This is a genomic window from Pseudomonadota bacterium, from assembly GCA_039193195.1.
Taxonomy (GTDB): Bacteria; Pseudomonadota; Gammaproteobacteria; order Steroidobacterales; family JBCBZW01; genus JBCBZW01.
Genome location: JBCCWS010000018.1, coordinates 49,858 through 75,504, shown reverse-complemented (window position 1 = coordinate 75,504; position 25,647 = coordinate 49,858). Strand labels below are relative to the sequence as shown.

The window sequence follows — 25,647 nt, the reverse complement described above, 5'->3', positions numbered from 1 at the left end:
TCAGTCGCTGCCGGGTTGGCTACGGCGATGAGCGTCGCGTTCTGCGGCGTTGACGCACGCCCCCTCGATGCGCATGACATCGGCTTTGCCGGTGGTGCGTACATGTTTGGTGGCGCCACGGTGCAAGGGACGGTCGGCGGTATCGACGCGGTGGCCGCGTCGTGTCGTAACTTTACCGTGCCTCAAACGGTAGGCAGGGCGCTGCCTGGTCCCGGGCTTCAGGAGGCATGGGACTGCGAGAGGTTGGGGTTGATGGTCGCGGGCGGTGACCAGATCGCGTTGTCCGTGCGCGGTGTCGCCGCGACAGACGAGTTCATGGGCAGCGCCACGGGCTTGGCGGTGGGGGCGGTGGTGCGCTGTGTGAACGAAACACAGGGCGTGCGCCTGCGCATTCCGTTGACACAGGATGGCCGCTGGGACTGCGGTGCCGACGAACTCGGCCTAGTGCCTGGTGATCAGGTCTCCGCGACGGTGCTCGGCACCGCGCTCGGGACCCTGCGCTAGGTCGGACGCAGCCTCGTCGCTCCCGCGCCGAGGCTGGGCTGCGTACAGAAAAAAGCGCCGGTGGATCGGTCCACCGGCGCTTTGCTTTGTTGGCGCTCGGGCTCGAGGCCAGAGCTGCCTAGTCCTCGCCGCTGAATGCCATCAGCAGGTGCAGTAAGGACATGAACATGTTGTAGATCGACACCCACAGCGTGATCGTCGCAAGGATGTAGTTACGCTCACCGCCGTTGATGATCTCACCGGTCTGATACAGGATCAGCCCTGCCGAGAGCAGCAGGAAGGCGGAGGAGACGACCAGCGACAGCGTGCTCAGGTGGAAGATCATCGCCACCAGCCCTAGCAAGAAGGCGCCGAGGATGCCGACCGTCAAGAAGCCGCGCATGAAGCTGAAGTCGCGGCGCGACGTGATTGCGTAGGCGCTCAAGCCTAGGAACGAGACGCCGGTAACGCCGAAGGCGGTCATAATCATCTCGCTACCGCCCGGGACGCGCGCCATGGCGCCTAACAAGGGCCCAAGTGTGAAGCCCATAAAGCCTGTCAGGAGGAAGATAAAGACTAGGCCGAGCGGGCTCTCGGACGTCTTCGAGGTGGCGAACAGCAACACGAAGTAGCCGATCAGCGTGACCCAGGGCCCGAGGTAGGGAGCCCCGATGCTAGCGGCGATGAAGGCGCAGCCGGACGTGCACAGCAGCGTCAGTGCCAGCAGCCAATAGGTGTTGCGGAGCACCTTGTTAGTGGCGAGGGCGCTCTCGCTCGGAATGGATGCCGTTGAAGTGGCGTGCCGAAGTTCGGCCATCGGTGTTCACCTCCTAGCGGTGAGTGATTAGCTAGACCCTTGGACATTACCACGACCGCCGGTGTTCCCGCCTCTACAGGCGACCTACAGTTCTGGTCAAAATGCCCTCAGCGAGAACGTGAGCGGTGTGCGTAGAACCACTGTGCACGCCCGAGTGCTGGAAAATCCCCGTCGGGTCAGCCACCTGGGTAGTTGCGTTGGGGCGCGAGGGTCGCGACAATTCGCGCTCGGCTCGACGCTCGACGGAGGGGTGGCAGAGCGGTTGAATGCACTGGTCTTGAAAACCAGCAAGGGGTAACTCCCTTCGTGGGTTCGAATCCCACCCCCTCCGCCAAATCAATGGGTTACGCCAAATTCGTTGATCATAACAACCCTGCACCGATTGCATCATCTGCACCAATATGGCGAGTGCGGGAACGTCCTCCAGGTGGCGCGATCGGGCGCCGCGGAAGGGTGCCTTGAAGACAATCGCGTTCTTCCCGCTTCCGGTGGTCTCAAGGGCGTCGTAGGGAAGCGCTCGGAATGAGCTTCGCGTCGTCAGTGGCCAGTTTTTATTCCTTGGCTAAAGTACCGTTCTCTTTGGACCCAGGGTTCTACCCTTGCGGCGTCGGTGCCATGGGCATCGAGCTAGAGCCCGCCGTCTTCGAGCCAGAGTACTCCAGGCCAGCTTGGCTTCGATGCCGGGCCATCGACGATGGGCTTCGTTGCCCCGATGACGCCCCATCGGTTGGGCCGGTTCTGCGCAAGTACCACGAACGCGCTGCCGAGTGCAGTTCGCTAACCGTGTCCCAAAAGGGAAGAGCTACAGCAGGGGGCCTCGGGAGGTTCGCACCTTCGGCGAAGTGGTAGCCCGTACAAGGTGCCGGCCGGTTGAAACCTTAGCGCTCACTCCAGAGCCCGCCGATATCGCAGCTGAGCAAATCGTCATCGATGAGCGCGAAGAGGCGCCGCGAAGGGGTAACTCGTGCATGGGTTTCGGGATCGGCGTTGGCTCAAGCACCAGAGCCGGATACGGGATTGGTTGCTGCCAACGGCAGCGCGGCGGGCCAAGAGAGGTGACGGCGGTAGCGACGCTAGAGGGACCGCACGCCTTGGCGGCAAGGCCTTCGGCATGGCTATGGCGTAGCCGCTGTAACCGCCGGTGTACCGCTCAGTGTCCTGCAGCAGCTCCTCGGGCATGCCAGCCTTGAGACAACAGCTATCTACGCCAGTGCGATGGGACCTGAGAAGCATGCAATCATGCAGCGTATGTGGAGGGACTCATAAGGTTTGTGCACCGCGTATACTATTCAGCACTTATCGAATTCGCTGATATTCGGATTCAGTAGACGGCACGAAATCAATCGATAGATTCGCCGTGCAGGGGAGGGTCAATGAAACTGATAGCTAAATCCAGTTTAGTTCTGCTAGTACCATCTATTGGATTCGCGTTTCTGCTGGCGAAAGCACTCAACGGAGCCTCGATCGCTCATGAGCGGATCACTGCTACTGCGCCAGCCCAGGACGTAGCCGTGAGCCCCCGCGACAATGCCCTTGTAGCGAACTCTGCTGCAGACGACGATCAGATCATCGAAATTTCGCCAGTCACTTCGGATGTCGTGGAAGTAAGCAGCGACGAGTTTGCTGCCCTGCAAGAAGAGTCTGCTGTTGTACGTAAGCGCAATGGATGGATAGATCTACCTAACGATCAGCCGGCTTACCTAACCTATGACAATGATCTACTTGAGGCGCTGGTTGCTTACGGAGATGTAATAGCAGCCGATTGGCTTGGGACAAAGTACTCCTGGAATGATCCCGCCACCAGTAAAGAGATATTTACAGAGGCTGCGATTTTTGGGTCCACGGCCGCATTAGTTGCTATTGCGCAAATGCAGTATCACATGGCCACCGGCTCTCTTACAGAAGCCGGTGCCGCTAAGAAGATGTCCAAACAACTAGATGTGAATAGCCCGCACTTGGATCAATCCGTTGCATGGGCAATGGTCGCACTTGCTCGCGGGGATGAGCTAGCAATCAGCTTTCTAAACGACCTAGCAAGTCAAGTCGTCGCCTTTGCGCCGGCACGCAAAGCGTATGTCTGCGAAGAGTTTCATCGTCTCTACAATGAAATTGCGAGAGAGCGCGAGCAGAGAGGTATGCGTCCATTCAGCAATACGCCAAGCCCGATCGTGAACATCAGTTATCAGTCAATGTCTGTTTGTAATGAATGGCCAACAGCTAGTCCAGTATGCAAACCTGCGCAACTAGCCGGCGGCAGAAGCGTTGGATATGTCTGCGGAAGAGATTGAGAAGAGCGAATAACAGGGGAATTCGATGGCTAACGAAAAGAGTATTCTCCGGTGCCTATTGGCACCGACGATCGATTTAGAAGCCGCGCCCGAGTGCGCCACTGCCGAAAACCACTGGAGGGGAAGCGGGCCCGAATGCCCGGCCCCTCTCGATTTCGCCGCGCTTGCCTCGGGCGTTGGGCAATAGTCGCTGCGGGACAGTCCCACTCCACGCACCAGTTGGGGTAACTAGCATTGAAGTTTTGGAAATAGCACGAGAGGCAGGTGTCGCGCGGATCCCGCCGATGGTGCACGATGATGGCGTGCGGAAACAGCGTCGCGACGAGCCCGATGTCGATGAGGTCGTGGGGTAACTACTCCGTGACCCGCGCATAACCGCCCGCGCCCCTGCCGCCTTGTTGATCTCGCCTGTGGCAAGGTGGGCGAGCGCTAGGTGTTGCAGGCACTCGGTGGCACCGGGGTCGAGCTGTGCTGCAGTGGTTAGCGACTCGATAGCGTCGACGGGGCGCTCGCCATGCAGAAGGCAAAGATCGAGCGCTGCATGCAGTGGCCTCCTGCGGCGCTTCGTGTAAGGCGAGCTGGAACTGCTCCGCCGGCCAGATCGTATTCGCCTGCGAGCAGGCGAGCGTGCTCGCACTCTGCCGGTGTATCCGCGGTTGGGGAGACTTCAGCGCTCATCGGGGGGTTGGTCCTCTGGTCGGAGCAGGGCACTCGGCGCGCAAGCCGCTACCGGACCACCCGATTAGACAGAACCATAGTCCTGCGACCGGCGCGATACTGAGAACCAACTCGCCCTTCGGGTCTGCCCAGGGGCAGCGTCCGCGGCGTTGCATCGCTTGCCAATGGCGATGCCACTGGCTGCGCGACGCGCCTTGCTGGCGCTGCCCCTACGCAGACTGAGCGTTATCTTATTTACCAAGCGGCCCACTAGGTGCTCACTACCACCATCTGGGCGTTACCGACCTTCGCCCTAGCGGCCTGAAAGCTCGCTTCCGCCTGGATTCGCTCCAACCAGTCTCGGCAACTCGGATAGGCCTCCGTGAGATGACCTCGCACCTTTGCGGACTCCATGGCGTAGCTCATAACGATGTCCGCTGCGCTCAAGCTGGGTCCGCCAAACCACGCGGCTTCCTGTAGGTCTTGCTCGGCCTTCTGCAAGATTAGCTCCAGGCGAGGCCTTAGGAACCCATCCACTGCGCGGTTCAGCACCAGTACTACCAGCGGCTTCAAGAACAGCGGCACGCGCTGCCTGATGAAGGTGAAGAAGGTCTCGATCATCATCAGCGGTGTTAGGGAGCCTTGTGCTGTGTGGTACCAGAACAGGTGGCGGGTGCGGTGGGGCGCGTCGGCTGCGGGGCGCAGTTCGTCGTTCGGGTGTCGGTCGAGCAGGTAGTCGATGATCGCGTTGGTCTCGGCGAGCACGAGATCACCCTCGGTGATCACCGGTGCCGTGCCGAGGGGCGAGAGGTCTTTGTAAGCCGGCGGCGCGAGCAGGTTCTTGGGGTCTCGCTCATAGGTGATCAGCTCGTAGGTCGCGCCTATTGCCTCAAGAAGCCACAGGATTCGAAAGGACTGGGAATACTCAAGGTGATGCAGGGTGAGCAAGCCGGAAGACTCCCTTGCGAGGCGAAAAGTGACATGCCGACCAGGGGGCGAACCGGGGCTCTAAAGATGTCGCGTTCCCTGAGTTGATGAGCAACCTCATGGTGCCGGCGAAGCGTGCCCTCAGGTGATAGATCAACGGTATAGAGCCAAACGGGTGACGCGATTCGCGCCAACTCCGACATAATTTGAGCTTCGCGATGCCTGCTGCCTCTAACAGGATACTATGATCGAATACCTCGCTGCGGCACGTCGGAGGCGCTGGGCCTTCGCGGCAATCAACAACGGAACACGCGGAGAACGCATATGCCGATCGCACGTTTGTACGAAACAGAGCAGCAAGCCCACGATGCTGCGCAGAAGCTCAGCAGCACCAACCCCGGTGCCACGATGAACGTGATCACGCCATCGTCCGGCGGTGATGCGATGGCTGTGCTCACCGGTGCGGGCCTCGATGCCAGTGATGCGGCCGCGTACGCCGCTTCGGTCGCAGGAGGAAAGTCAGTGGTCACCGCGAGTGCCGCCTTCGGTAATGGCGTGGTGGTCAAGGCCGTGCTCGACGAGTTCGGCCCGGTACCACTGGCACTGCCGAGCGAGCGTCGCGCTGCGAACTCGCGCTACACGCCGTTTTCCGAGGCGCTAGCCCTGAACCTGTTGACCAAGCGCACGCAGGTGGCGACGTTCTGGGGCGGGGAGCTGAAGCGTCCCGATATCACTCGCTGGGGATTTCCGCGGATTCAGCGCAAGTACAACTGGAGCTTTGGTATTCCGCGCCTGCAGCGCAAGTACAACTGGAGTTTTGGGGTCGCGCGCCTACAGCGCAAGTACAACTGGAGCTTCGGTATTCCGCGGATTCAGCGCAAGTACAACTGGAGCTTCGGTATTCCGCGGCTGATTCACCGCTAAGCGGCCACTGATATCTCGTCGCCTCGGCACTGTCCAGGGCAGGGGCAACGAGCGTGGAAGCGCGGTGGGGCCATCGTCTGGGGACGCACTGCGGTGCGTCCCGGCCGCCCCCCGAACAGCCGCACCTGGTGCTCACGGTTCGGCAGATCGACGGCGAAGCATGCTGCCTGAGCCAGCCGTCCACACGATGCCGGTGATCTAAGGACAGACCTGCGCCGTGCCTATCCTTCCCCAGTTCAAAGTTGCTCACGCCGGACAGAGGGCTGCACCAAGAGCGGTGGCGGTAGGGCCTCGTGCGGTCGGCGCCGATACCACCGTACTGCTGACCCTAGGGCGCCTACCCAAGGCTGTAGCAATGGCGCGCAGTTTGGCTAATGCAGGCTGCCGTGTGATTGTCGCTGAGCCCTTTCGCATGCCGATTTGCCGCCTGTCTCGGGCCGTCGCTCGAACCTACCGGGTGATGGCGCCCAATCGGGATCGGCGCCGCTATCAGGACGAGCTGCTCGACATCATTGAGCAGGAGCAAGTCAATCTCGTGCTGCCCATCTCCGAAGAGGCAATGTACGTGATGTCGATCGCGCCGCGCTTACCCTTGGGCGTGCGGGTGTTCTCGCCAGATGCCGCTACGCTAATGTCGCTGCACGACAAGCTCAGCTTCGCTTGCAAAGCGGCGAGCTGCGGACTCGATGTGCCTGACACCTATCGGCTGCACGACCCGAGAGCGGAGCGACTCGCGCGAACTGGGCCATTCGTTGTGAAGCCCACCCATTCTTGCTCTGGCATCGGTATGCAAATTCTGGAGCAGGGCGCTGAACTGCCTCAGCCCACCCGCCCTGGCGAGCACGTGGCGCAACGCTTCATTGCGGGCGATCACGTGAGTACCTTCTCTGTCGCCCACAAGGGTGAGATCCGGTCCACGGTGATTTACCGCGGCAAGGTCATCACTCGCACCTCAGCGGTCTGCTTTGAGCGCATCGTGGAGCTGCCCTGTGTCACCGACTGGGTCGAGCGGTTCGTGCGCGAGGCTCGCTACAGCGGTTTTATATCCTTTGACTTCATCGTCGATCGCGGCCGCGCTTGGGCCATCGAATGCAATCCTCGACTCACTAGTGGCGTTCACTTTTTGCGCGCGGACTACGTGGCTGCTCAGGTGCTAAGGCCTGGCGAAGATCTGCCCGCGGCCTTCTCCGATCAGGACTTGCAGCAGCAGTTTTATACGACGCTCTCGAAAACCTGTACGAGCGTACTATCGCCGCGACGCTTCCGTTCCAACTTGAGCCACCTGCTGCGTGCTCGCGATGTGATGTGGTCAGCGAGCGATCCACTGCCCTTCCTGCTGAGCATCCCAGCTTGCTATGAGGTGCTGGTGCAGACGCTGTTTCGTGGCCGTACCTTCGGCGAGGCGGTTACCGACGATATTGCCTGGTTCGGTGACGGTGAGTTTGAAACGGTTGAGGATCTGGACACCTCCGCGCGAGATACCGCATCGGACCCGCAATTGCTGCAGCGTGATGCCTCCTAGGTGCTACTCCAGCGGCAGGCAGTGCGCTCATTATTTGCCGCTGAAGCTGGGCTCAGATGATGGATCAACGAGGCTTACCCCAACGCATGACGCAAATCGGGGTCAGAGGAGCCAAGTATTTGACGTTGCGACGGTCCATCGCTCTTTCCACGAGACTATTATCGGGCAGATGGCTGCGGAAGACCGCCAGCATTCCATAACAGCACCCAATCGATTTGCGGAGAAGGTCCATGCCGATCGCGCGTTTGTACGAGACAGAGCAGCAGGCTCAGGACGCCGCTCAGAAGCTCAGTAGCGAGTTTCCGGACGGCACAGTCCAGCTGATCACGCCGTCATCTGAGGGAGACGCCACCTCTATGCTGGTGCGGGCTGGGTTCCGCGATGATCAAGCGGCGGCCTTCGCGGCGGAGATTGCACAAGGGCGATCGCTGGTCGGCAACAGTCCCGCTTTCGGGAGCGGCGCCCGGGTCCAGGCCTTGCTCGGAGAGTTCGGGCCGATCGCCATGGCGGCACCTGCCCAGATCGCGCGCACGGGGAGTAGCGCCCGGTACACACCGTTCTCGGACCTCCTCGGCCTCAAGCTGCTAACGAACAACAGCCGGCAAGCCTGGTGGTTTACGGAGGACATGATTAAGCGTCCGGATGTCACGAGCCTTGGCATTCCTCGCCTGCAACGCAACTACAACATGAGCTTGGGCATTCCCAGGTTGCAACGTAAGTACAACTGGAGCTTCGGCGTTGCTCGCTTGCAGCGTAAGTACAACTGGAGCTTCGGTATTCCGCGCCTGCAGCGCAAGTACAACTGGAGCCTTGGTATTCCGCGCCTGCAGCGCAAGTACAATTGGAGCTTCGGCATCCCACGCCTGATCTACGCACGCGACACGCGGGTCGAATCTGGCTCTTGGCGCTCTCCCTGAGTTCGCGCGCGAGCGCGCTTGCCCAGTGTGTCTATCGAGGGCACGGCATCGTTGCCGCGCCCTTTTTTCATTGGGTCACTTGCCACGCGCGGTCGGCGCGGCCCGCTCGGTCGCCTTCGCAGCGTCCGGCGCGCCTGTACTGTGCCGCTTTCTGCACCGCTGCCTCGATCTCCTGCTGCACCTTCATCGAAGGCTGCTGAGTCTGCAGCATCATCTCCTGCTGACCCACCACCATGGCCTCCCGCATGCGCAGAGGCATCTTCGAGAGCACCCCCTGGGCAAGGTCTGACTCGTTAAGTCTCACGAGGTCGAGAATCTCTTGGTTCGTCAATACAGACTCGTAGATCGAGGCGTACTCTAGCTTCATCTTGTGCCAGACCATGCGATCGAAGGTGGGGTCAGTCAACTGGCTAAAATTCGGCTCATGATCTCATCAACTTCTTTGCCAGCGTCTGTGCTTGCGAGCCGCCTTGACTTGGATGACCGATCAACACTGGAAAGCCCTGAAGGACGCCTTCGAGGCCGCCCCCATCCAACTTGACGGCGCGGCTCGTGAGGCGTATCTGGCGGCAGTCCAGACCGAGTACCCAAGCCTCGCGGACGAGTGACCGCGCGGATCGCGCGATCACCAGCGCCTGGTCGAATTCACCCCTCGCCACGAGCGCATTGGCGACGTAGCGCCTGGCCCGTACCATGCGCAGGTGACCTTCTCCATAGAACGCCTCGTCGACGGCGAGGGCCGCGCGCGCTTGCTCCAACGCCTCCTCTAACGCACCCCGCTCGATCAACGATTTCGATAGGTTTTGGCAGGCAATGGACTCTTGGTAGTAGTTCTCTCCCCAGCCTGGATCAGCTTGGCGAGCGAGTCCCGAAAGACTGCCTCAGCTTCGGGATAGCGCCCGCAAACGTTCAGCAACAGGCCTAGGTTGCCAGTTCGTATTGTTGATCGTCGGCGCGGGCGGCGAGAAGGGCAGCGCCCATGCCGCCTTGCGCTAGCCGTTCTGTGATCGTCCACGGCCGATGGTCTTGCCGACCCAGTGATCGTGACCCTCATCGTGCATGATGCGAGCCGCTGCGATGGGAGCGGCCAACTCGGCGTCTGTCCGCTGGTCGGCATTGAGCAAGCCGCGCAGCTCGGCGAGGATGACTACCGGGTCCCGCGGCTCCGTGACAGTGCGCCCTGAGGCGGAGATGGTTTCGGCGCTGCGTGGCGAATGACCCTACGGATCGAGCCGCTTGCACATCACCGTGGCGCTGGCCGGGCACAGGGTGGAGAACTGGCGACTCGTTCGAATCGGCTCCGGCACTAGGTCGCGTTCGCGTGTGACGTAGCCGAGGCGGCTGAAGAAGCCCTCGGCGGTCTCCGTGAGCAGGTAGAGTTCGTCGAGGCCTCGACGGGTGGCGCTGTGTTCCAGCGCCAGGACCAGGGCGCGAGCGAGTCCGCGCCCGCGTAGGCTTGGGGCGGTGGCCACCGAGCGGATCAGCGCCGTGTGGCCGCAAGGCTCCAGGCCACCCACCACCTCGATCGCCCCGTCGGCCTCGCGCATGAGGAACCAGGACAGGTCCAACGCGTCGAGATCGTCCGTGGGCAGGCCGTTGGCCGCGAGCAGCCCGCTGATGGCCGGCAGGTGGGTGGAGTTCGGCGCTTTCATGGCGTGCGATCGAGCATTGCTGTTGGGGCCTGCGGATACGTTGCTAGCGTGGCGGATACCGGCACAGGATAGCAAGCGGGCGCCGGGCGGAGGCAGCGTGAATGCCACGCTATTGGCGGCGTGGTTTGAGCGCACGGATGCGCGTCCTCGATACGATGGCAGGCAACTAATGCCCGCCTTCGGCGTTGGTCAGTAACCTTGAAGCACCATCTGTTTGCGCAGCATGCTGCCGTCACGCGCCGAGCCAAGGGTCAGCGCAAGTGCCTCGGAACCAGGGTCCGGTCAGGAGGTCCAACGGGCCATTGCAGGCGCACGGACGGACAGGTGCAGATCAGGGATCGCATTTTCCACGGTGGGGCCTCTCCTAAGGCGAGGTCGATCGTCCGTGCTGGGCGAGGTGTAGGCGCGTGATCGGCGGCTCAGCCTCGATTGGAGATGGGCCATCGAGGTGGCTGACCTTCATCGCCCATCTGCTGTTCGTCCTCGCCGCCTGGTCGGTGTTCATCAAATACCTGTTCCCGTTGGCCTTCGCCGCGGTGAGGGGCGAGCCACTCGCGAGCTACATTTACTGGGATTTCTGGCCGGTCGTGCACGTCTGGCTCGGCTGGGCCTTGCTGACACGAGCCTCGTACGCGGGATGGTTGGCGCTGCTCGTATCGATCGCTGAGATTGCGATCATCGTCACGCTGTTCGCGAGGTTTTTGGCCGATCCGGACTGGACCATGTGGCGCAGCAACTGGTTCGTCAACAAGACCTTCGTGCTCGGCGGTTTCCTGCTGCTGCTGGGAACGGTGATTCGCTACCGGCAGGCACTTCTCGCGACGAGGTAAGGGATGAACGATCGGGTGTATCGACGACGGGAGGTCCTCAAGCACATGGCGCTCGGCGTCGGAGCGCTAGGCTTCGGGTCCCTGCGGGTGAGCGGGGCCGACGAACCGGCGCTAACGCTGCCGAACGGTCAGCCCTTGCCGCCCATCGGCATGGGCACCTGGATCGCCTTCAACGTGGGGGCGGACCCGGCCCTGCGCGATGCGCGGGCGGAGGTGCTGCGCGCGTTCTTCGCCCACGGCGGCGGCATGGTGGATTGCTCCCCCATGTACGGCTCGTCAGCCCAGGTGCTCGGCCATGCCCTGCAACGCTTAGGCGTGCCCGACACGCTGTTCTCAGCGGAGAAGGTGTGGACGCGCAATAGCCACGAGGCGAGGCAGCAGATCGATGCGCAGCGTGCGGCCTGGCACGTGCCGGCCTTCGACCTCCTGCAGGTGCACAACTTGATGTCTTGGCAGGCGCACCTCGACACTCTGGCGCAACTCAAGGCAGACGGCGCCTTGCGCTACGTCGGGGTCACCACCTCGCACGGCCGCCGCCACCGCGAGCTCGAGCGCGTGCTCGAGACGCGAGACCTCGACTTTGTCCAGCTGACCTACAACATCACCCACCGGGATGTGGAGCGACGGCTGTTACCGATCGCCCGCGAACGGGGTATCGCCGTGATCGCCAATCGCCCCTACGACGGCGGTGCTCTGATCAGAACCCTGAAGCGCTCGCATGCTGTGCCGAGCTGGGCCCGTGACGCGTTCGGCTGTGAGACTTGGGCGGACTACCTGCTGCGCTTTATCGTCTCGCATCCCGCCGTCGCCTGTGCCATTCCGGCCACCAGCCAGCTCGCGCACATGCACGAGAACATGCGTGCGGGCGTGGGGTCGATGCCGACGCCAGACCACCGTGCGCGCATGGTGCGCGACCTGGAGTCGATTTGACCGGCGAGTGGCTGACTTACCGCCTCGCTGACTTCGTTCCCTTCTCGGCGGAGGTCTACTTTCGGATGATCGAGCGGGTGAACGCGACCGAGTGGCCGCTGCATCTGCTAAGCCTCGCGGGGACGCTCGCGTTACTGCCCATGCTGCGCTGGGGACATCGACGCAGCGTGGCGCTGTTGCTAACCGCGATGTGGGTGTGGGTCGGCTACGGGTTTCTGTTGAGCGAGTACGCCAGCCTCAATTGGGCCGCAGGCCCGATCGCCTGGGTCTTCTACGGCCAGGGCGCGCTCCTGGCTGCCTTGGGCCTATCAGGGAAATTCGCTCTGGGGGAGCGATCGCATCCTGCGCCCGTGCCTTGGGTGGGGGCCGTACTGTGTTGGCTAGGCCTGTGCTATCCCGTGCTCGCGTTCGCCACGGCGGGGGGCTTCGGTCGCGGCGAGGTGGTGGGCATCCACCCGGACCCGACCGCAGTAGCGACGCTCGGTGTGTGTCTGCTCGCCCTGCGCGGTTGGGCACTGTGGGTATCGATGATCGTGCCCCTAAGCTGGTGCCTATTCAGTGGTCTCACCCTGTGGGTGCTCGGCGCGGTCTGGGCGCTCCCCTTGATGGCGTGCGCAGGTGTTGCGCTCGCCGCGGCGCTCGCTGCGGGTTGCTTTAAGCCGTGGTGTGCCCGTCGGCATTCCTGATGCGGGAGTTAACGAGCTCCACCGCCAGCGATGACGCATGATGGGCCACTTGCTCGTGGTGAAGCGCTTGTTCAAACCATATGCGCGCCGTAGCATCACGGGCTAACAGGGCGAGGGAGCGAGAAATTGCCAGGTCTGGCGGAGTCAGCTAAGCGAATATGGCGAGCATCGGGTATCGCTGAGAGGCTCAAGACGCGACGACTCGATCGTCTCAACAGGTTGGTCTCAGGTGGCCTTACCCGCCCCGCTAGTCGTGTTGTAGAAGTGGGGTGCAGCTCTGGAGAGGACTACATCCGATTTGCGGCCAGCCAAGGCGTTGCTGTGACGGGGGTGGATATTCGAGATGTGACGTTGGATTTCCCCAACGTCAGCTTCGTCAAGGCGGATGCCTCTGATCTTCCTTTCGAACACGATGAGTTCGACGTGGCGTTGTCGATTGGGGTGTTTGAGCACATTCAGCCGATTGAGACCCTTGCTGAGGCGGTACGCGAGATCTCCCGAGTGGCGCGTTCGTACGTGGTTGTAGTGCCGTCGATCTCGACTCGGCTGGAGCCGCACGTAGGCCAATTCTACTACCCGATCAGGAGCCACAGAAGGAAGCGTGTTCCGTGGTGGGGCCTGAACTACTTCAGCGATGAGGCGTGGCTTCAGTTCAAGGGGTTTGAGGGTGCGGAGATAGACCGCTTCGATTACATTCCGGGTCTTGTTACCAATACCGTCATCTGGCGCTTTGACCCGGGGGCGTCCGAGGTGTGAGGAGCTGGGTCTCGCGCCGTTCCCGTTTCGAGCAACTGCTGTCAGCCGCGTGCCACATCGCGGATTTTGAGACGGGCCTTGGTAAGGTTGCGAGGCCTTCGTGTCGCGGCTCCACCGGCGCAGCCCGCCCTTTTTCACACCTGCCTTAGATCCTCCTTAGGTGGAGGAAAGTGGCCTGAGCGCTCGAGTATTCTCGCGGCGCCGTTCCAGGGCGACACAAAATAGCCCCGGTCGCGCGTAGCGACCGGGGCCAACGGTCTTTCAAATCGAGGCCGGGCGCCTCAGCACCCGGCGCTCATCGCTAGCAGATCAAAGCTCCCCGGCAGGTCCAGGCGGGGCCCGGAACAGGGTGCGACCGATGTCGATGTCATCGTTGTCGATGGAACCATCGCAGTTCAGGTCGTACTCGCTGTATTCGGGCGGTTCGCTCGGGTTGCCGAAGCCTTCATCACGGAACAGCAGCGAGTCCTGGAAGAACACGAAGCCGTCGTCGTTGAAGTCCGCGTCGCAGTGGTTACCGAAGCCGTCGCCATCGCTATCGCACTGGCTTTCGTTCGAGATCAGCGTGCAGTTGTCGTCGGCGTCGGCGATGCCATCTTCATCGCTGTCGATGAACTCGCCCCCCACGGATACGCTCACGCTGGCCGTCTCCGCTTCGCTGCCGGCGTTGTCGACCACGCTCGTCGCCGTCGTCTCCACGTCACGGCCGGCCGCGGACGGATCCACGGACACCGAGAAGGTGAGCACGGCGGGGTCGAAGGTCACGCCCACGAGATCGAAGCAGATGAAGTCGCCATTGCTCACGGCCACATCGTTGAAGGCCGCCTGCGTACCGATGGACCCGTCCGGACCCTCCACGCCGATCGTGCCGACGCCGTCAGCGAAGCCGCTGATGTTGTCGTAGGCGTAGATGATCTCGTAGGCACCCGGCGCGTCGTCTACGATGCCCCAGTACCAGGCTTCGTAGTCGATGCGGTCGGAAGTGTCGCCTGCGGGCCACGGCTCCAGGTTATCGAACTCGACCAGGAAGGCGCAGGGCTCGCCGCCGCAGGTGAGGGTGATGGCGGTTACGCCGCGCTCGCCCTCAGGACCGTCAGACGGGCTCGAGACCATCTCCATGTCCCGCCAGAAGATGGCGGAGAGATCGTTCGGGTCGTCGAGGGACGGGATCGACTGGTTGATCCACGGGTTCGCCCCCGGGGAGCCTTCGAAGAAGACGAAGCCATCGTCCGTGAAGGTGAGGCTTCCGCGGTCGCTGCCGTAGAAGTTCACCTGCTCCGGATCGAGGCCGAAGGTGCCGGTGATGGTGTCGCCCTCGGTGTCACCGGGCTCGAAGCCGAAGGCCGCGAGGTCGATATAGCCACCGCCCTGGCCGACTTCCGGCATCGTGCACGCCGCATCTTCGGCGCTGGTGGTCACCGTGTAGCTGTTGGTGGCACCTTCAACGCTCGCCTGTACCAGCGACCAATCGATCGAGTCACCGTTCACCGTCACCTCACCGGCGGTCACTGCAACCGACTCCTCATCCAGCGTAAAGCCGTCGGGGATGGCGGTCTCGATGGCGTAGGCGAGATCTTCTGGCGTGGCGTTGGGCTGCACCGTGACGGTGAAGTTCAGCGTATCGCCGACCTCCGCCATCATCGAGTCGACCTCGATGGAGACGTCGTCCGCACCGCGCACCACGGTGACGGGGATGCTGCCGATGTCGCCTTCGTTGCCCGGGCCAGAGCCCAGGATGAGGTCGCCGTAGTAGATGTCGCCCGCCTCAGCATCGTCTAGATCGTAGAAGATCGACAGATCGTAGGGCTCGAGCTCGTCCACGGGGCCGCCCGGCCCCTCGGCGAAGAAGTTGCCGGTGCTCGGGGCCACGGCCGTGGCGTTGACGCTGGTCTCGTCGGTCGCTTCCGGATCGGAGGCGGTGAAGTTGATCACCGCAGCCCACCAGGTGCCGCCCTCGACGTCCGTGACCTCACAGAACTCATCGCTGCCGCCGGTGCCGCTGTTGCAACGCTCCTCGTCCAGCGAGATCTCGCCGTCCCCGTTGTCGTCGCGGCCCACGAACAGGTCGGCGTCTGGTGCTTCGGAGTCGAAGGTGCGCACGATCACGCGGATCGCATCGGCGGGCACGTCGAAGAAGCTCACGCCCACGCCGTCCGGCTGATCGTAGGGATCGAACTCGCCCGTCTCGCCGGTGATGGCGAGGCGCTCGGTGTCACCCTTGGACAGGCCGAAGGCCTGCACCTGCAGATCGCTCACCTCGATGGAGGCGATGGTCTCGGTCACGGAGCCGGCGTTGCGGCCGGTGTTGATGACCAGGGCGTTTGGCAGGTCACCGGCCGAGGGCGTGACCGCCACCTGCAGTTCCGTCGGCGGATTGGCGCCACCGGCGGGGGTCAGAACCAGTTCGGCGAAGGCGAACTCGCCGTTGGCCATGGCGGAGACGTCGGCCGTGACGGTTATTACCTGAGTGTCGCCCGCGTTCAGGGAGAACGAGGCAGGCTCGACGGTGACCGGGAAGTCGCCGTTGGAGCTGGAGGACCAGGTGTCGCTCACCGCGGCTTCCACGGTGCGCTCCCAGGAGCAGATGCTCAGGCACGCATCGTTGGCGAAGGACGCGAGGTTCATGTCCTTAGGATCGCCGCCGGTGGCCGGGTTAGCGGCCTCGAAGCCAGCTGCCGTTTCGTCGAAGAGCAGCCCTGCGTTGGCCGCCTGGTTCACGCGCACGCGGCCGCCACCGAAGTCGAAGGCGTCCGCCGGCGTGGCGCCGTCTTCCTTGCGCATCTCCTGCACGCCCGTGCTCATGAGGGCGGAGAGGATTTCCGCGTCGGTCCAGTCGGGACGGGTCTGACGCAGCAGCGCCATGGAGCCGGCGACGTGCGGGCTGGACATGGAGGTGCCGCCGAGGAACGAGTACTCGATGCCATCCGCGAAGGCTGCGTAGATGCTCACCCCCGGCGCGGACACGTTGGGCGAGAGGAAGTCAAAGCCCGTGTAGGGTCCGCGGGAGCTGAAGTCGGCCATGATGTCGCCGGCCGCTTCGTCGGAGAAGGGCGCGCCGCCCTCACCGATGGTGGCGACGTGGCCACTGCCGCTAGCCATCCAGGCCTTCAGGGCCGTGCCGTCCGCCTCCGCGATGTGGATCGCGGGGATGACGTGGGGGTCGTCCGCGAGAGACGTGGCGCCGCCCGGGATGTTGGTCAGGACGCAGCCGGCCGCACCGCCGTCACGCACGTTGATGCACTTTTGCACGCGAGCGATGGCACCGCGGTCGCAGACCACGATCTCATCCGCGCTCCAGGTGCCGGGCGGGAAGGGGTTGAGGCACTGCTCAGGGTCCGGGTCGCCGTTGGCATAGTCACCGGCGTAGACGATGGTGCCGGTGATGCCCGGGCTCAAGGAGCGGCCCGTGATGGTGGCCGGCGGCGCTACGTCGCCACCCTCAAACATATCCAGAGTCTTGGTGGGGAAGGCACGGTCGTGCGTGCTCGCCGCCACGGCCCCGTTCCAGGGCGCACCGTTGACCTCGGCAACGGTGCCGACGCCAGGACCGTCGTTACCGGCGGAGATGGCGAAGGAGATGCCTGCGGCACGCGCATTCAGGGCGCCGAGGGAAAGGCTAGCTTCCCAGGGGCTGCCCGGCGGGCTCGAGATGGACTTGTTGAGCACGTCGACGCCATCGAGGATGGCCTGGTCGATCGCGTTCAGCACGTCTGAGCTCGGGCACAGGGGCGCGCACACTGAGTAGGCGATGAGGTTTGCGTGGGGCGCCACGCCGGAGATGTTCACGGAGAACTCGATGGGGTTGCCTTCCGCATCGAAGAACGGGACATCGTCAACGAAGTTGCCCGCAGCAGTGCTCGCCACGTGGGTGCCGTGACCGTCCGTGTCCTCGGAAGTGGGCGCGGGTGGGTTCGACCCCTGGGTGAAGTTGTAGCGGCCGATTAGCTTGCTCGAGCAGACCAGGTCCGGTGTGTCGAAGCACTCACCCACGTAGACGCCGTCGCCATAGGGGTTGATGTGCTCGTACCCATCGGAGCCCATCGACGCGAAGGACGGATGGTCACCGTTGATGCCGCTGTCGATGATGCCGACGATGATGCCTTCACCGAGGGCCGCCTCGCCGGTGGCCTCACCGCTCCACACCCGCGGCGCGCCGATGAAGTTCGGGCCCGCGTCGGTGTCCAGCTGCATCGCTACGCTGCGTTCGACCATCGCCACGCCGGGCAGGCGCGCGACGCGCTGGGCTTCAGCCTGGGTCATGCGCAAGGACACACCGTTGACGGCGGCAACATAGCGGTTGAGTGGCGCTGCGCTGCGGCCAAGCATGCGCGAGGTGCGGCTCAGGAATCGGTCCTGCTGGCCACGCAGGTGTTGCATATAAGCGCGGCTGGCAGGGCTGCGGGCGTTGAGCTTGCGCTCGCCGCGGCGCGTATCCACCGCCGTGCGTGCGAGCCCGCGAACACCGCCGGTGTAGGCCGCGAGAGCAGGCTCGGCAAGGGTGATGATGTACACGTGTTCGCCGGTGAGGCCCCGTTCGGGCCGGAACACTCGACTGCCGACGCGCCCAGCATTGGGCTTGGTGGCGAGCGAAAGCTCCCTCATCTCGACCGGTTTGCTTAGCAAGGACCGCTGGTTGTCCCCATCAACGGACGCGTTTGCGCTGCCCGCCATCAGGGTGACCAGCAGGGACGATGCGACGAGCGCCGTCCTGCATGGCAAGTTGTGCATGGACTATGACTCCCCTGGTTTTTAGATAAGCACGGACCGCGCGGTGCGAAGTCACCCGTCGTCCGTGACGGTCGTTCAGGTAGCTGCGCTTGATGTTGTTAGCGGTCGCCGCTCGCACGACTCCCGATTCAGCCACCGGAACAGCCGCCAGTTAGACCATATTTTTGCCGTGGGCGGTAGGGGGATTTCAGGAAACCGCCATCTCAGAAGTCTGATGCGTCGCCGCAGGGGTCGATTTCAGGAGGGTGCCAGGGGCGCCGGTGCGCAGCCGTGTAGGCGCCAGAGTTCTCCGCTCGATGCATCGCGTACGTAGTCGATGAGATGTCCGTCGAAGTGGTAGCCGAGATGGCGCCCTGGGGTGACCGGTGGGCGAACGACGTCGGGCCAGAATGCGGCGAGCGCCTCTCCCTGGCCATCGCGTACGGCTGGGTAGACGATGCCGTCACTGCGGTGGTCGCTCCGCAGGCGCCAGGCCAGGGCCTGGGAGGGGGCGTAGTCATTCGGATCGAGGGCGCTCTCGAACGCCGGCGCGGCGCGTAGGTCGTGGAATCGGTGATCGACCCGCGCGATGAGCTCGCGTACTTGGACCAGCCATCCGGGCGTCTGAGCCGTGCTGCGGTAGAAGGCGGCCATGTGGTGCGCCGTTTCGGCGACCGCAGTCTGGAAGCGGTTGGCCGCGTACCAGGCGCCGTAGGTGCCGTCGTGGAACCGTCCGGGACGTTCCGTGCTTACGTGTACGAACGGTGCCATCAGGTAGCTCGCTCCCGGGCCACCGACGCGCCTGGCGGTGGGGACCAAATCCAAGCGCCCAACGCTGGTGCAGACGCGTGGATTGGTCTTCGCCTCAGCGGAAACTAGGAGATCCCAGTCGTCGGGGGCAGCGATATCTTCGAACAGGTCGATGGGAGGGTGGCGCGTGGGCACGATACGTCGCGCCTTGGACCAGCGCACGCGCGAAATCGGCGGGATCGCCAGCGAGCGGGCCTCCATCACCCGCGTATGGCGTCGAGGTAGTGGCGAACTCTAAACAGGTCCGTTAGGTAGCCGCCCAGCATCACGTCCAGGGCGCTGCTGCCGTCAAACACGGCGTTGGGCTGGCGTACCCAGCCGTGGGCCCGCGCCTTATCCGCAAATAGAATCCGCAGGGACTTGTGGATGCCGAGAAGCACCGACATACGAGTGCTCTGATCCACCGATGCGCGCCCGATCGCGCCTTCTTTCCAGCGGGCGTAGGTACGCTTGGAAAGGCCGCCGAGGAGCACGCACGCTTGGGCGTCGTTGACTTGCCATAGACGGAACAGGTTCACCATGGCGCGCGCCATGGCGGCGCTCTCTTCGTCCGTGATCTCCGGACCGTTGTCGAACGGGGCCAGGCGCGGGATGGACTCGAGCATAGGGGGTAATTGCCATTGGTAAAGTGTCAATATGCAAAGATTATTAAATATACTGTCAGATGGCAATATAGGCATTGATAGCGCAGAGTCGCGATGGCGCGATGGCCGCCCACCAATCGCGCCGGCGACCTCGCGGCTGTAGTCGTTGGCACGCGCGCGCACCGCCGGGCTGGGGGGGGCGAGCGCCGCGCGCTGGTACAGGGCGCAACTCCCTCCCGGTCGTGAGCCTGTGGCCCCGCATTGCCAGGATCCGAGTGATCGACACTCTGGTGCGATACAGACTGCGACATAATACGCACCGTCCTGCGTGCTCTCGCCTTGGGTCAGCCCGGGGACGCGTCGAGCTCGCCGCATCGACCTTGCGATAGGCGTTCGGCGCGCAGCTGACGCTCCAAGATCTCCAGGCCATCCATCGGCACCTCCGGCGTGCTCGGACGAACGGCCCGTGACACGTGTTTGGCGGCTCCCGTTGCGGGTTCTTGCCCGTCGCATGGCGGTATCGCTTAGGCGATAGCGGCCGCGCCAAACCCTGGCAACCTCTTTAACTAGGCTCGCTTCGGCGCCTGCGCTAAAGTGCGCCCCGACGGCGCGCGTAGAGGCCGACCGCTATAATTTAGAGAACACCAGGGGTTTTCGATGATGAGGTTTGGCCTATCTGGCTTGCGACCGACGGCTGCAGCACTCGCGCTAGCGCTGCTTGCGACCCTCGCCGCCCTAGCACCCGCGCAGGCGCAGGAGGCGGAAGGGGCCTACGCCCTGAATCCAGGGGACGTGCTGCGGATCTCCGTCTGGCGTGAGGAGGAGCTATCGCGGGAGGTGATCGTGCGACCCGACGGTCGTATCACTTTCCCGCTGATCGGTGAGGTCGAAGCCGCAACACGATCCGCGGAGGACGTGCGTACCGCGATCGTTGGTCGTCTCGTGGATTTCATTCCAGAGCCGGTCGTGACCGTGAGCGTGCTGTCCGCCCAGGGCAACAAGTTCTACGTGATCGGCAAGGTACCGCGGCCTGGCGAGTACGCCATGGATCGGCCGATGACGGTGATTCAGGCCCTCGCCCTAGCGGGCGGACTGGCCCAGTTCGCCAATGGCAATCGCATCCAGATCCTGCGCCGCGACGGTGGCGGTCGCCAGCGTGCCATCGCCTTTAAGTATTCCGACGTCGAGTCGGGCGATCGACTGGAGAGCAACATTGAGCTGCTTAGCGGTGATGTCATCGTCGTGCCCTGAGGGGGGCGACTGTCCTAGCATGGCCCCGAACGCTTTCGGCGCCACCTACCCGCCAGGCTCGCGCGCCCTCGCCAGCCTGTTGGCCGCTAGCGGACTGCTCTTCGCAGCAGGTATCGCCCATGCGGACACCACCCTCACTGGGAGCCTCACTCAGCGCGGGGTTTATGACTCAAGCCCGCGCCTAGCACTGTCCGATACGGAGTCGGTCAGTGGCTACATCTTTGAGCCCAGCCTCAGCTTGGATGTCGTTGGCGAGCGCTGGGATATGACCAATGGCCTGCGCTTGACTTTCCCGTTCTACGACAACGATGACTTCAATTTGACCGAGCAGCGCTACGAACTCACGGCCACGCGCGTGCTGCCGCGGGGTAACTTCTCCGTTACTGGGGCGCTGGAGCGTGGGTCCACCCTGACCAACGGCCTGGTGGACGAACTCGGTGGCCTGATCAACGACAACAACGAGGTGATTGCCACGCGCCGCAACAGCGCGGTCGTGCGCCCGCAGTGGGCACGCCAGTTGAGCGAGCGCAATCAGGTGATCATCGGCGGGTCTGCGTCGCTGGTGGACTTCGAGGATCGTACCTTCCCGGTGGCCGTCGACGGGCGTACCTTCGATGTGGATGCCGCCGGACAGCTGACCGACTACCGCTTCGACGGGGCCGACATCACCTTCCAGCGCGCCCTCTCCGAGCGCACCAATGTGTTCGCCACGGCGGCCGTCTCACGTTTTCGCGCAGATGAACGCCTGTTGCTCACCGACTTCTCGCTCAATGAGCAGGAAACATCGAACTTCAGCCGTCAATTCGAACTCGGTGTTACTCGTGCCTTCACCGCAACGGTGAGCGGTACCTTCCGGGCGGGTGCACGCATCGTGGACAGCGAGACAGACGTGACGGACCTGCTGCTAGGCACGCCCACCCAGACCTTTGAAGACGACTCCACGGGCGGCGTTTTCGACGCCGAGCTCAATTGGACGCCGGAACGTACGCAAGTCACCCTAACGGCCTCGCGAACCATCACGCCCTCGGGCATCGGTCAGCTGCTCGAGCAAGATCGCCTCTCGCTGCTGATCGTCCGTGAGTTGCGTCCCGGCCTGACGGCCAGGTTACGCACCGGCTATCTCGAGCGCAGCCGGGTGGCAGGGGGAGTTCCCTTCGATCGCGAAGTGGTGCGGGTGGACCCCACCTTGCGCTGGCGATTCCGCGAACACTGGGCGATCGCCGCTGGCGCGCGCTACGCGAGCGTGCGCGACGCCAACGGTGATGAGCGCGACGGCGTGCGACTGTTCGTCAACCTGATCTACGATTTCAGCCGTTCACCCGTGTTCCGATAGCAGTGTCAGGGCGTTGGTGCTCACGCGCGAACGCCACCTTACGTTTAACTCTGTAGGAGATGCACAACCGTGCAGCAGCAGTCCTCTGCGCCGCCGCAGCTCGAAAACCAGATCGCCCAACTCATGGCCGGTCTACGCCGCCGCCGCTGGCCCTTCCTGGCCGCCCTGGTGTGCGGTGTTCTGCTGACGCTGTTCATCGCGCTCGTCTGGCCCGCGACCTACCGCTCAATGGCCACGATCTACGTTGAGCCCTCGGACGTCACGGCAGAGACCGACGCGGCCGAAGAGCTTCCCGCTCGGCAGATCGCCCGGGTCACGCAGCGCGTGATGACCACTGAGAAGCTCGCCCCCCTGCTGCGTGACATACGTCTTTACGACAACGAGGGGCTGTCGATCAGCGAGCGCGTGGATAAGCTTCGTGAGAACTTCACGCTCGAGCAGTTCACGGCGGAGAGCGTAGACTCGCGGGGGCGCCCTACGGAGTCCGTCGTGACCTTCTCTCTCGCCTTCGAGGACCCTCAGCCCGCCGCCGCGCAGCGAGTGGTGGGCAGGCTGGTTAGCCTCTACGAGCGGGAGAACAAGCTGATCCGCGAGTCTCGTCTCAGCGAGCGCGCACGCTTTCTCGGCAACGAGGCTGCTCGAATCGAGGACCAGATCCAAGCTCTCGAGCAGCAGCTCGCCCAGTTCCGAGCGGTCAACGAAGGGTCGCTGCCCGGCTCCTACGAGAGCAACAGCCAGCTGCTGCAACGGGTGGAGGCCGCGCGCCTGGAGACGGACCGCCGCCTTGCCGCGCAAGAGCAGCGCATCATCTACCTAAGGGCAGAGTTGGCTACCGTGGCCGACCAGCTGGCCGGAAGCGGTGGCCAGCGTGGCCTGCTGCCACGCGAGCAGCTGGTGGAAGCGGAGTCGCAGTTGCGCCTGCTGAGCGCGCGCTACGGCGAAAGCCACCCCGACGTGATTGCCGTGAGTCGTCAGGTCGAAGCCCTGCAGCGGGCGATCGAGAGCGGGCGGCTGGCCAGTGAGAGCCCCGAGCTCGCCTCCGCGCGTGCGGCGCTGACGGCGGCTCGTGAGCGTTACACCGACAACCACCCCGAAGTGGTGCGGCTGCAGCAGAGTGTGGCGGAACTCGAGGCGCGGGCGGCCGAGACCGGTGGCAGCGGCGAGCTGCTCACTGATGCGGAGATTCGCCTGCGGGCGGATCTGGCGACGGCCCTGGCAGAGGTCAATACGCTCCAGAACTCGCGCCAGGAGCAGACGCGCCAAATCGCCGAACTCGAAGCAGCGATCTCCCGCCTGCCGCAGGTGGAATTGAATTACAGCAGCATCAGCCGTGATTTGAGCAACCTGCAGAACCAGTATCAGTCGGTGAAAGCCCAGGAGCTTGACGCGCGGGTGGCGCAGCAGGTGGAGGAGCAGCGCCGAGGCCAGCGCTTTGTGACCATCGAGGACCCTTCGCTTCCCTTCGAGCCTTACTCGCCTAATCGTGGCGCTATCTTGTTTCTGGGGCTGGTGATGAGCATGTTTCTGGCGATCTTTCTCGCCGCGACCTTGGAGGCCTTGGACAGCACCGTCCGCGGTCGCAATGGAGTGATCGACGTGTTCGGTGTCGCTCCGCTCGCCAGTATCCCTGTGATCGGCGCGTCGCCCGTGATGGCCGCCGGTGCCCGGTCCCAGGTGGCTCTGCTAGCTGCCGCCGGTGCCTTTGCCGCCCTACTCATTGGTCTCGCCCTGGTGCATATACTCATCATGGAGTTACCCGTCCTGTGGGGCGCGCTAGCTCGGAGCGTTGGCCTATGAGCCTGACTCGTGGACAGGAACGCACCGCAGCCCCCAGTGGGCGGAGCGGCTTCGTGAACCGGAAGTGAACTGATGGAAAAGATCAAAGAGGCGCTCGATCGCGCCCGTCGTGAGCGCAGCGCCGGACAAGTTGCGGCCCCGCGCCGCGTGGAGCATGCGCAACCTGCTGCCGGCGGCCAGCCCGCGGCGGCCGTGCGCTACACCCAGACCCGCGTAATCCCGACCGATCCTCAGGTGCTCGAGCACAATCGCATCATCGCCAACCGCGATCGCGATCCTGGTGCGGATGCCTTTCGAATGCTCCGCACTCGTGTGTTGCAGCTGATGCGCTCGCACCGCTGGAACTCCCTCGCCGTGACCAGCCCTGGACCGGGTGAGGGCAAGTCCGTCACCGCGCTCAATCTGGCGATCAGTCTCTCGCGTGAGGTCAACCACACGGTGCTGCTGGTGGACCTAGACCTGCGCCGGCCCACGGTGCACAGCCTCCTGGGCTTCGAGAACGAGATTGAAGTAGGCATCGCTGACTACATGTTCACGGAGCTGCCCCTGTCGCAGGTGCTGATCAATCCTGGCATGGACCGATTGGTGATATTGCCGGGGCGTGATGGGCAGGAGGAAGCCTCGGAAATGCTGTCAGCGCCGAAAATGCACCAGCTTATCGATGACATCACCCATCGCTATCCCGAGCGTCTAGTGATCTTCGATCTGCCGCCCGTGTGCACCACCGATGATGTGCTCGCCTTCTCGCCCCTGGTCGATGCGTTCCTACTGGTGGTACGTGATGCGGGTACGCGCCAGCAAGAGCTGCGCCAGGCGGCGGAGCTGCTCAAGGACGTCAACCTTGCTGGTACGGTGCTGACGATGACGGATGGCGTGGCAGGCTACCCCTTGTGAGCGTTCGCCCGCGCAACGCCGTCGCTTGGATGGCGTCCGATGTATGAGGCCTACTACGGCTTCTCTGAGAAGCCGTTCTCTCTGCTGCCGGATCCTGAGTTTCTGTACCTCGGTACGAAGCATCGAGCCGCGCTGACGATGCTCCAGTACGGCCTCATGAGCAACGCTGGCTTCACCGTAGTCACGGGCGAGATCGGTTCGGGCAAGACCACCCTGATCCGTCAGGTGCTGAACGAGATCGAGTCGGACCTCACGGTGGGCCTTATCACTAACACGCACGAGTCCTTCGGCGAACTCCTGCAGTGGGTGCTGATGGCGTTCAATCTGGAGTACAAGAACCTCGATAAAGTCGAGATGTACGAGCAGTTCATCAGTTTCGTTATCGAGGAGTACGCCCAGTCGCGGCGTACGGTTCTGATCATCGATGAGGCGCAGAACTTGAGCGTAGAGACGCTCGAAGAGCTGCGCATGCTGTCGAACGTTAACGCCGACAAGTCACAGGTGCTGCAGCTCATTCTGGTCGGTCAACCGGAACTGCGGGAGAAGCTTCGCCTGCCCGAGCTGACCCAGTTCGCACAGCGGATCCTGATCGCACACCACCTAGATACCCTTAGCGCAGACGAGGCGCACGAGTACATTCGCCACCGCTTGCAAGTGGTCGGGGGCGATGCCGAGCTGTTCGATGAGAAGGCTCGTGCACTGCTCTGGTACCACAGCCGTGGCGTGCCGCGCGTTATCAATTCACTGTGCGACGTGTCCTTGGTGTACGGCTACGCCGCCAGCCTCTCACAGATTAGCGAGGAGCTCGTGAAGGAGGTGGTCCGCGATCGCAAGCAGGGAGGCATTTTCACCGGTGGCGACGAGCGCGAAGCGGTCGGCTAG

At 63.3% G+C, this 25,647-nt stretch carries 24 protein-coding genes, 1 tRNA gene and 1 pseudogene; 16 read left to right on the top strand and 10 right to left on the bottom strand.

The window, feature by feature from the left end; translation table 11 throughout:
• The first annotated feature begins 27 nt into the window (after positions 1 to 27).
• Positions 28 to 504, top strand: a complete 477-nt coding sequence (locus AAGA68_15210; protein MEM9386403.1) for a hypothetical protein — start codon at positions 28 to 30, stop codon at positions 502 to 504.
• Positions 505 to 622: 118 nt separating this feature from the next.
• Here AAGA68_15210 and AAGA68_15205 read toward each other — a convergent pair whose 3' ends face one another.
• Positions 623 to 1,300: a Bax inhibitor-1/YccA family protein gene (locus AAGA68_15205; GenBank protein MEM9386402.1), complete on the bottom strand. Its 678-nt coding sequence runs from the start codon at positions 1,298 to 1,300 to the stop codon at positions 623 to 625.
• 244 nt (positions 1,301 to 1,544) lie between these two features.
• Here AAGA68_15205 and AAGA68_15200 point away from each other — a divergent pair.
• The 3 genes and pseudogenes from AAGA68_15200 (at position 1,545) to AAGA68_15190 (ending at position 3,588) form a co-directional block, all read left to right on the top strand.
• Positions 1,545 to 1,634, top strand: a tRNA-Ser gene (locus tag AAGA68_15200).
• A gap of 779 nt (positions 1,635 to 2,413) precedes the next feature.
• Positions 2,414 to 2,566: pseudogene (locus AAGA68_15195) on the top strand (site-specific integrase).
• Positions 2,567 to 2,673: 107 nt separating this feature from the next.
• Entirely contained in the window at positions 2,674 to 3,588 is a 915-nt protein-coding gene (locus AAGA68_15190) for a hypothetical protein (protein MEM9386401.1), read from the top strand.
• Between the two features lie 29 nt (positions 3,589 to 3,617).
• On the opposite strand, the gene AAGA68_15185 is transcribed toward AAGA68_15190, so the two are convergent.
• Both AAGA68_15185 and AAGA68_15180 read right to left on the bottom strand, forming a co-directional pair.
• Positions 3,618 to 3,926: a sulfotransferase gene (locus AAGA68_15185; protein MEM9386400.1), complete on the bottom strand. Its 309-nt coding sequence runs from the start codon at positions 3,924 to 3,926 to the stop codon at positions 3,618 to 3,620.
• 589 nt (positions 3,927 to 4,515) lie between these two features.
• On the bottom strand, positions 4,516 to 5,193 hold the full coding sequence (locus tag AAGA68_15180) for a glutathione S-transferase (GenBank protein MEM9386399.1): 678 nt from the start codon (positions 5,191 to 5,193) through the stop codon (positions 4,516 to 4,518).
• 303 nt (positions 5,194 to 5,496) lie between these two features.
• Here AAGA68_15180 and AAGA68_15175 point away from each other — a divergent pair, with 303 nt between their 5' ends.
• From AAGA68_15175 to AAGA68_15165, 3 genes are all read left to right on the top strand, one after another.
• The gene (locus AAGA68_15175; protein ID MEM9386398.1) at positions 5,497 to 6,096 is read left to right on the top strand and encodes a hypothetical protein; all 600 of its coding nucleotides are present in this window, start codon (positions 5,497 to 5,499) and stop codon (positions 6,094 to 6,096) included.
• 412 nt (positions 6,097 to 6,508) lie between these two features.
• Positions 6,509 to 7,618, top strand: a complete 1,110-nt coding sequence (locus AAGA68_15170; GenBank protein MEM9386397.1) for an ATP-grasp domain-containing protein — start codon at positions 6,509 to 6,511, stop codon at positions 7,616 to 7,618.
• Positions 7,619 to 7,848: 230 nt separating this feature from the next.
• Positions 7,849 to 8,535: a hypothetical protein gene (locus tag AAGA68_15165; GenBank protein MEM9386396.1), complete on the top strand. Its 687-nt coding sequence runs from the start codon at positions 7,849 to 7,851 to the stop codon at positions 8,533 to 8,535.
• Between the two features lie 67 nt (positions 8,536 to 8,602).
• Here AAGA68_15165 and AAGA68_15160 read toward each other — a convergent pair whose 3' ends face one another.
• The 3 genes from AAGA68_15160 to arsN2 form a co-directional block, all read right to left on the bottom strand.
• Positions 8,603 to 8,941 carry a DUF2059 domain-containing protein gene (locus AAGA68_15160; GenBank protein ID MEM9386395.1) on the bottom strand — a complete coding sequence of 113 codons (339 nt, stop codon included), beginning with the start codon at positions 8,939 to 8,941 and terminating at the stop codon, positions 8,603 to 8,605.
• 16 nt (positions 8,942 to 8,957) lie between these two features.
• On the bottom strand, positions 8,958 to 9,323 hold the full coding sequence (locus tag AAGA68_15155; protein MEM9386394.1) for a tetratricopeptide repeat protein: 366 nt from the start codon (positions 9,321 to 9,323) through the stop codon (positions 8,958 to 8,960).
• 432 nt (positions 9,324 to 9,755) lie between these two features.
• Entirely contained in the window at positions 9,756 to 10,187 is a 432-nt protein-coding gene (gene arsN2, locus AAGA68_15150) for an arsenic resistance N-acetyltransferase ArsN2 (GenBank protein MEM9386393.1), read from the bottom strand.
• Positions 10,188 to 10,594: 407 nt separating this feature from the next.
• Here arsN2 and AAGA68_15145 point away from each other — a divergent pair, with 407 nt between their 5' ends.
• The 4 genes from AAGA68_15145 (at position 10,595) to AAGA68_15130 (ending at position 13,389) form a co-directional block, all read left to right on the top strand.
• Complete coding sequence (locus tag AAGA68_15145; protein MEM9386392.1) at positions 10,595 to 11,017, top strand: hypothetical protein; 423 nt, start codon at positions 10,595 to 10,597, stop codon at positions 11,015 to 11,017.
• A 3-nt stretch (positions 11,018 to 11,020) separates the two neighbouring features.
• Positions 11,021 to 11,947 carry an aldo/keto reductase gene (locus tag AAGA68_15140; protein MEM9386391.1) on the top strand — a complete coding sequence of 309 codons (927 nt, stop codon included), beginning with the start codon at positions 11,021 to 11,023 and terminating at the stop codon, positions 11,945 to 11,947.
• Positions 11,944 to 12,633: an MFS transporter permease gene (locus AAGA68_15135; protein MEM9386390.1), complete on the top strand. Its 690-nt coding sequence runs from the start codon at positions 11,944 to 11,946 to the stop codon at positions 12,631 to 12,633. The genes AAGA68_15140 and AAGA68_15135 overlap by 4 nt, the downstream gene beginning before the upstream one ends.
• A 126-nt stretch (positions 12,634 to 12,759) precedes the next feature.
• Positions 12,760 to 13,389, top strand: coding sequence for a class I SAM-dependent methyltransferase (locus AAGA68_15130; GenBank protein MEM9386389.1), 630 nt, complete (start codon positions 12,760 to 12,762; stop codon positions 13,387 to 13,389).
• A gap of 309 nt (positions 13,390 to 13,698) precedes the next feature.
• On the opposite strand, the gene AAGA68_15125 is transcribed toward AAGA68_15130, so the two are convergent.
• The 4 genes from AAGA68_15125 to AAGA68_15110 all read right to left on the bottom strand — a co-directional run bounded on the left by AAGA68_15125 (position 13,699) and on the right by AAGA68_15110 (position 19,963).
• Complete coding sequence (locus tag AAGA68_15125; GenBank protein ID MEM9386388.1) at positions 13,699 to 18,117, bottom strand: S8 family serine peptidase; 4,419 nt, start codon at positions 18,115 to 18,117, stop codon at positions 13,699 to 13,701.
• A 237-nt stretch (positions 18,118 to 18,354) separates the two neighbouring features.
• On the bottom strand, positions 18,355 to 19,041 hold the full coding sequence (locus tag AAGA68_15120) for an RES family NAD+ phosphorylase (protein MEM9386387.1): 687 nt from the start codon (positions 19,039 to 19,041) through the stop codon (positions 18,355 to 18,357).
• 65 nt (positions 19,042 to 19,106) lie between these two features.
• A complete protein-coding gene (locus tag AAGA68_15115) occupies positions 19,107 to 19,511 on the bottom strand; it encodes an antitoxin Xre/MbcA/ParS toxin-binding domain-containing protein (GenBank protein ID MEM9386386.1) in 405 nt (134 codons plus the stop codon).
• Between the two features lie 323 nt (positions 19,512 to 19,834).
• A complete protein-coding gene (locus tag AAGA68_15110) occupies positions 19,835 to 19,963 on the bottom strand; it encodes a hypothetical protein (GenBank protein MEM9386385.1) in 129 nt (42 codons plus the stop codon).
• Between the two features lie 184 nt (positions 19,964 to 20,147).
• Here AAGA68_15110 and AAGA68_15105 point away from each other — a divergent pair, with 184 nt between their 5' ends.
• The 5 genes from AAGA68_15105 (at position 20,148) to AAGA68_15085 (ending at position 25,647) form a co-directional block, all read left to right on the top strand.
• On the top strand, positions 20,148 to 20,741 hold the full coding sequence (locus AAGA68_15105; GenBank protein ID MEM9386384.1) for a polysaccharide biosynthesis/export family protein: 594 nt from the start codon (positions 20,148 to 20,150) through the stop codon (positions 20,739 to 20,741).
• Between the two features lie 19 nt (positions 20,742 to 20,760).
• Positions 20,761 to 22,074 (top strand): hypothetical protein, encoded by a 1,314-nt coding sequence (locus AAGA68_15100; GenBank protein ID MEM9386383.1) that lies wholly within the window; start codon positions 20,761 to 20,763, stop codon positions 22,072 to 22,074.
• Positions 22,075 to 22,143: 69 nt separating this feature from the next.
• The gene (locus tag AAGA68_15095; GenBank protein ID MEM9386382.1) at positions 22,144 to 23,871 is read left to right on the top strand and encodes a hypothetical protein; all 1,728 of its coding nucleotides are present in this window, start codon (positions 22,144 to 22,146) and stop codon (positions 23,869 to 23,871) included.
• Positions 23,872 to 23,943: 72 nt separating this feature from the next.
• Complete coding sequence (locus tag AAGA68_15090; protein ID MEM9386381.1) at positions 23,944 to 24,765, top strand: AAA family ATPase; 822 nt, start codon at positions 23,944 to 23,946, stop codon at positions 24,763 to 24,765.
• A gap of 39 nt (positions 24,766 to 24,804) precedes the next feature.
• Positions 24,805 to 25,647, top strand: coding sequence for an AAA family ATPase (locus AAGA68_15085; GenBank protein ID MEM9386380.1), 843 nt, complete (start codon positions 24,805 to 24,807; stop codon positions 25,645 to 25,647).

Excerpts from the sequence above, each read along its gene's own strand:
- arsN2 (MEM9386393.1), bottom strand. The coding sequence starts at position 10,187 with ATGAAAGCGCCGAACTCCACCCACCTGCCGGCCATCAGCGGGCTGCTC.
- AAGA68_15085 (MEM9386380.1), top strand. The coding sequence starts at position 24,805 with ATGTATGAGGCCTACTACGGCTTCTCTGAGAAGCCGTTCTCTCTGCTG.
- AAGA68_15105 (MEM9386384.1), top strand. The coding sequence starts at position 20,148 with ATGATGAGGTTTGGCCTATCTGGCTTGCGACCGACGGCTGCAGCACTC.
- AAGA68_15090 (MEM9386381.1), top strand. The coding sequence starts at position 23,944 with ATGGAAAAGATCAAAGAGGCGCTCGATCGCGCCCGTCGTGAGCGCAGC.
- AAGA68_15170 (MEM9386397.1), top strand. The coding sequence starts at position 6,509 with ATGCCGATTTGCCGCCTGTCTCGGGCCGTCGCTCGAACCTACCGGGTG.
- AAGA68_15125 (MEM9386388.1), bottom strand. The coding sequence starts at position 18,117 with ATGCACAACTTGCCATGCAGGACGGCGCTCGTCGCATCGTCCCTGCTG.
- AAGA68_15165 (MEM9386396.1), top strand. The coding sequence starts at position 7,849 with ATGCCGATCGCGCGTTTGTACGAGACAGAGCAGCAGGCTCAGGACGCC.
- AAGA68_15205 (MEM9386402.1), bottom strand. The coding sequence starts at position 1,300 with ATGGCCGAACTTCGGCACGCCACTTCAACGGCATCCATTCCGAGCGAG.
- AAGA68_15115 (MEM9386386.1), bottom strand. The coding sequence starts at position 19,511 with ATGCTCGAGTCCATCCCGCGCCTGGCCCCGTTCGACAACGGTCCGGAG.
- AAGA68_15210 (MEM9386403.1), top strand. The coding sequence starts at position 28 with ATGAGCGTCGCGTTCTGCGGCGTTGACGCACGCCCCCTCGATGCGCAT.
- AAGA68_15190 (MEM9386401.1), top strand. The coding sequence starts at position 2,674 with ATGAAACTGATAGCTAAATCCAGTTTAGTTCTGCTAGTACCATCTATT.
- AAGA68_15140 (MEM9386391.1), top strand. The coding sequence starts at position 11,021 with ATGAACGATCGGGTGTATCGACGACGGGAGGTCCTCAAGCACATGGCG.
- AAGA68_15175 (MEM9386398.1), top strand. The coding sequence starts at position 5,497 with ATGCCGATCGCACGTTTGTACGAAACAGAGCAGCAAGCCCACGATGCT.
- AAGA68_15100 (MEM9386383.1), top strand. The coding sequence starts at position 20,761 with ATGGCCCCGAACGCTTTCGGCGCCACCTACCCGCCAGGCTCGCGCGCC.